Below are 5619 nucleotides of genomic sequence, written 5' to 3'. Positions count from 1 at the left end.
GAATATCTCTTGCAATGTTCTTTTAAAATTCAGTGTTAATAAACTATTGCCTTTTTTTTATTTGCCTTTTTTTAAGCTATTCTTTATAGGATTGCTTAAGTGATTAAAGTTTTTGTATAAATAGTATCATTTATTTAATTACTACAAAATAATAAATAAACAACTAGCAAGTAATTAAGGTTTTATCCTATACAAAACCTGTCCTAGAAAAAAGGCAAGTAAAACACATAAAGACATAAGAGATGAGAAAAAACTCTTAGGTCTTTTTTTGTGTTCTCTTTGAAACTTATGTAAATCCATCCACTTTTTTACAAGATAAAAAACAAAATCATCAGCAAAACTAAAATGCTTTAGCAAAAAAATCACAGGAGCTAAAACAAACAAGTATCCCCTAAAAGTAAGCTCATCATAAATACAAGCCACCTCAACAGTCTCAAACTCATACTCTTCATCGCTTAGATATTTTTTATTATTTAACACACTACAAATAGTCTCTCTTTTTTTCACCCTATCTAAATCAATATAAATTCTCTTTTTATAAAGCATCGAACCAATAAGTGAAATGATAAAGCAAAAAAGTAGCCAGATAGTAAACAATGGTATAGTTATAATATAGGCTATTGTTTTGTATATAAGTGTCATATGTTATCTCTTACTTATTAAATTAAATTCTATCTTACTAATTAAAATGAAAAATAATCACTCTTTTCTAATTTTTTATTATATACTTTATCAATTTTATTACTTACATGATATGAAGGTATTTGAGTTTTATTATATTTTGTTCCAAGAACATTATCAATCCTAAGTGATAAATCATAATATTTAAATAAATTGTTTAAAAACTCTTCTTTATTCATATTTTATTTACTTTCCTTTTAATCTATATCTTTTTTAACTTATTTAATATCTTCACCATAGCCAAAGTATCAAGTTTACAGTACTCTAAAAGTGAAGTTCTCATCTTTTGTTTTTCTTCCTCTTTTAGCTTTGACAGATTTGCAAAGGCATTCATAGCTTGGCTTCCATTTTGAACACTATCTAACTCTTTGTAGGCTTTTTCAAACTCTGGAACAAGTGCAGGCAATACATACTTGATAGAGTAGCTTCCTTGCATACTTGGTGTTACATACCATTTCTTTTGGAAAGGTGTCATTAGGTCTTGCATATTTTCATTTATGGCTAGTAAGTGAGGGCTTAGATTTGGGAAAAGGTTTACTAGTCTTTTTATCACACCTTTTTCAAAACTCATATTGTAAGTCAATACTGTAACATCACTTGGGATATCTTCACATAGTTTTTGTGCTAATTCATATCTACTATCTACACTATCCTCACTCAAATACTCTTTATGCTCCAATCTTCCATCTTCATGCTCAATATGAAGTGAATATTGAAAAGGGATTTGCTCGAAGGGTTTTATTCCTTTGTATTGAGGTATGGCTTGTTGGTAGGTTTCAAAGTCTAAGTGATAGATTGGGTATGTGAGGTTTTCTAAAAAGGTTTTGATATTTTCTTTGTCTATGTAGCTTACTTTTGATTTGTAGTTTTCTACTGCTTGTTTTTGATTTGTCGTCATATCAAAATCATCTGGGATATCTTCTATATCTATGATACCTTGATTGTATAACTCTACTTGCTTTTTACTTCCAAGATTAAAAATATTAAATATAGAGTACTCAGGTATCTGTCTTTGTATTTTCCAACAATAGTTTTTAGCATCACACTCATAAGGTTTGTTACAATGTTTTCCTATATCTATATCTGGCTCATTTACTTTGTCTTCTAAATAGCTTTCAAACTCTTTTAAAATACTTGGGATATTTAATTGTAAACTTTGCACTTCACTTGTGACATCAACTATCTTAAAAAGCTTGTCTAACTCTAAAGACTCACCTCTTACATACTCATTGTTTATATGCACTACACTTGCACTTTTTATACTAAAACCTAAGTTTTTTAGAACATAATACTGAATAGATACATCATGAAGATAGATATCTTTTACCTCAGTTGAACTTTTAACCTCATAGATAGATATCCCATCACTTTCTACTTTTAAAATATCTACCATGATAAGTATCCCCTCATAGTTAAAAGTAGCTTCATAGATATTAGACAATCCCTCATCTATCCACTCCTTTGTAGTAGTTATCATCTCATCATACTTTCTAGTGTATGGTACTTCCCTACCATCAGGGAAAAGCTGGCATGCTAAGTCTCCGACTATATTTCCAGTTTCAAATATAGCCTGTGCTTGTTCATCTGGTGGTGTTAAAACACTTGGCTTGTACTTTTTAAGCCAAAGTGCTTTGAAGCATTGAATGCCTTTTGTGTAGAGGGATTTAGATAGGTTCATTGTATTTTACCTTTAGTTCTTTATAGTTTGTGTTATAATAATACTTTAAATTCCTACTGGACGACACTTATCCAACCTTTCTAAAACATCAAAACTTTTTAAATCCATCTTTGAGAAAGCAAACCACTTTTTTCCCAAATCTTTCAAACTAGCTCCTATATGGTAAAGCTCTTTATCATCAATTATCAAAAATCTATCGTGTGAGTTTTCAAACTTTTTTATCTCTATTTTTTTATATTGTGAATTGTATTTTTTTAAATCTTGATTTAATTGTTTTGAGACATTTTTTGTATATATAGTTACATCTACATTTTGATTTTTTGAAAATAATGTTAAAACACTATCATCCACATAATTGTCTATAAGTATTATTTTACTTTTTGCACTTCTTATCAAATCAGATACAAAAGTATAAGCAGCAAACATTTGTCCATCGTAAAATATTCCTTGCTTTGGTTTTAGAGATTTATTCTCAAGAGCATCAAAAAGTTCTTCAAACCTTTCATCATTTGACATCTGTTTCTTTTCTAGATTATCCAATCTTTGGTAAAGTAAATTATTAGTTGAAATGACTTTTCTCATATTTACAAAACTATTTATGATTTTTATACTTATATCTATAGCAACTTTACTTTTTAAAACAGCACTTAACATAGAAACACCTTGTTCTGTGAATGCATAGGGATTCGAACTAGAGTGCTTCAAGGTATTGAACCGGTCACAAATTGTGACCAGTTCATCTTTTTCTATCTCTGTTAATTGAAATCTAAAGTTTTCAGGAAATCTTGCAATATTTCTTTTTACTGCTTGATTAAATACTTTTGTTTCTATACCATAAAGTTTAGCTAAGTCTCTATCAAACATAACTTGCATATCTCTGACGGTGTATATTTTATTTTTTATATCCTCATCAATTACTAATTCATTCATCTTATAGTCCTCATTTGACTTATTTTAATGATTTTTATATAATCTTGTCACGGCGCCCAGTAAGACTTAAACCTTTGAGTTTAAGCTTGGGTTTTTTTATGCCTAAAAATCATTAAAATGATAACATTAAAAAATATTTTTATTTAAAAATATTGCATTTTGTAATTATCTTTCTATCTACTTTCATAACAAATTAATCAAACATTTTTTTAATCTTTTTTCTTCTTCACTATCATTGGTTTTAAACCTCATAATGGCTATCTCACTTTTATTTAGAATAGAGTCTTTTATTCTATCTCTTTCTAATTGTTCATGATTATTTTCATGATATTCATGCCCATCTACTTCTATAGCTAGTACAATGCTATTATTAATCTTATTATAAATTACAAAGTCAATGTGTGAGTTAGGATTAAGAACAAATTTCTGTTCTCTTTCAGTCAGTATATTTAAATCTCTAATTATTCTATTTAATGGTATATGAATAACTCTAGTTAAGTGAGAGAATATCTCTTCACTTAATATTTGTTCAATAACAATATTCATTAAATTTTCTGATTTATGCTCGCTCAAACTTTTATATTTTAGTAAATATTTTTTTAAGTATGGGGAATAACTTTGATATAATAAATCAAAAATTGAATATATTTTACTTTCTTTTATATCTAAGTTGTTATATTTAATATAATTTACTAAATCTTTCATATTTTTATTTTTTTCTCTATCAGAGACAACAACAAAAAGCTTATCAATTGCTCTTGAAATAGCGACATTTAGAAGATTTTCATTATCAACAAAGTCATTTTCTTTGTCTACAACTGTTGATAAAATCATTATATTTTTTTCTCTACCTTGATATTTATGAACTGTATCTATAACAATCTCTTCATCATTTTCAAATAAATCATTTAATTTAGAAACTTGTTTTCTAAAAGGTGATGCAATTCCTATATTTATTTTATCTATATTTGGTAATATCTCTTTTTCAATTACATCAATTTGACGTTGATTATATGTGCCTCTTGCATGATTACCTTCTACAGTTTTATATAAAGTAAGAGGTATATCTTCTTCATTTTGTTTTGTTAGAATTATTAACTCATTATTATAAAACTTCTTATTACAAAATCCTATAATTCTGGGATGACACCTATAATGCTCTCTTAACAATGTTTTAGGAATATCTTTATAAATTTTAGAAATAGAAGATAATAAACTTTCTTCATAATTATAAGGATTACCAACTTTGTAGTTATTATATATATTATTAACGATTTCTTTTGTCTCATCTTTTATTACATGAGGTAATTGCTTTAAATCTCCAACAACTACAACATTTTTTGCACAAGACAATGCTAATGAGCCAGCTACAATATCTACTTGTGAAGCTTCATCAATAATCAAATAATCATATAACTTCCCATTTGCTATACAGTATCTTAAGGAGTGTGTTGTACTCAAAACCACAGGATACTCTTCAATGAAATTATCAAACTTATCACTTTTCCATAAAACATCATCTTCAAAGTTATCTCTTTGGGTTTTAAAACCATATTTATTTGATAAAAAAGCTTTAAATAAAAGCATTGATTTTTCACTAAATGATTTCATACTATTTTCAAAATCAAACTCTTTTAAATTAGCTTCTAGTTTTTTTATCTGTTTTAATACCTCTTTTTCTTTTTGTATATAAAAATACCTTTGTAAAAGTAAAATAATAGAATCTATGGAGTTCTTATATAATGAAGTTAAAAGAATTCTATATTTTATTAAAATTTTAAATTTAAATAAAAATGATATTTTTTTATTTGACTTTTGTCTTTTCTCAAAATCTGCCCACAATGACAAAATATTTTCTGTATTAAATCTATTAAATTTATAATAACTATCTATTTTGTCTTCTCTTTTTTCATATAAATCTAAAAAATGGTTTTTTTCTACTTTAAGTTCCATTTGAAGCTGTTTTAATTTTGATAGTTCATTATTCTGTTCTAACATCACTTTTAAAGATTCTATTTCATCAACTATTGTTTCTGCAACATTATTTAAATCTATATCTTTTTTATTTTTTATAAACTCTGGATATTTTGTATTTTGATTTGAAAAAAATTCTTCTTTATTATCTTTATTTCCTAAAAAAGCAGAGATAAAAGACAAATCATATTTTTCTAATTTTTCAAATACATTTTTTGTAGCGGCATTATTATTCGATACTATTGCTATAGTTTTATTGTCAAATGCAAAGGTAAAATACACCAGTAGTGCAAAGTAAAAATGCACCACTTTATTAATAAAAATAAATACAATAAACTCTAAATAAAATATTTGGA

At 26.4% G+C, this 5619-nt stretch carries 5 protein-coding genes; all 5 read right to left on the bottom strand.

All coding sequences use genetic code 11. From position 1 onward, the window contains the following. Positions 1 to 174: 174 nt before the first annotated feature. Positions 175 to 642 carry a hypothetical protein gene (locus ACTCCZ_RS13215; protein ID WP_079580370.1) on the bottom strand — a complete coding sequence of 156 codons (468 nt, stop codon included), beginning with the start codon at positions 640 to 642 and terminating at the stop codon, positions 175 to 177. A gap of 41 nt (positions 643 to 683) precedes the next feature. Then, entirely contained in the window at positions 684 to 860 is a 177-nt protein-coding gene (locus tag ACTCCZ_RS13210; RefSeq protein WP_159445762.1) for a hypothetical protein, read from the bottom strand. Between the two features lie 23 nt (positions 861 to 883). Then, positions 884 to 2359 (bottom strand): DUF2779 domain-containing protein, encoded by a 1476-nt coding sequence (locus ACTCCZ_RS13205; protein WP_079580371.1) that lies wholly within the window; start codon positions 2357 to 2359, stop codon positions 884 to 886. A 45-nt stretch (positions 2360 to 2404) separates the two neighbouring features. Beyond that, positions 2405 to 3289 (bottom strand): ORF6N domain-containing protein, encoded by an 885-nt coding sequence (locus ACTCCZ_RS13200; protein ID WP_079580372.1) that lies wholly within the window; start codon positions 3287 to 3289, stop codon positions 2405 to 2407. Between the two features lie 183 nt (positions 3290 to 3472). Next, positions 3473 to 5619, bottom strand: a 2147-nt coding sequence (locus tag ACTCCZ_RS13195; protein ID WP_463187415.1) for an AAA domain-containing protein, incomplete at its 5' end; no start/stop codon positions are given.

The sequence above is a fragment of the Malaciobacter sp. genome, from assembly GCF_055140965.1.
Note: the sequence above shows the minus strand (reverse complement) of the source record. Positions and strands in the feature narration are given on the sequence as shown.

Coding starts and splice junctions, on each gene's coding strand:
- ACTCCZ_RS13205 (WP_079580371.1), bottom strand. CDS start 2,359: ATGAACCTATCTAAATCCCTCTACACAAAAGGCATTCAATGCTTCAAA.
- ACTCCZ_RS13210 (WP_159445762.1), bottom strand. CDS start 860: ATGAATAAAGAAGAGTTTTTAAACAATTTATTTAAATATTATGATTTA.
- ACTCCZ_RS13215 (WP_079580370.1), bottom strand. CDS start 642: ATGACACTTATATACAAAACAATAGCCTATATTATAACTATACCATTG.
- ACTCCZ_RS13200 (WP_079580372.1), bottom strand. CDS start 3,289: ATGAATGAATTAGTAATTGATGAGGATATAAAAAATAAAATATACACC.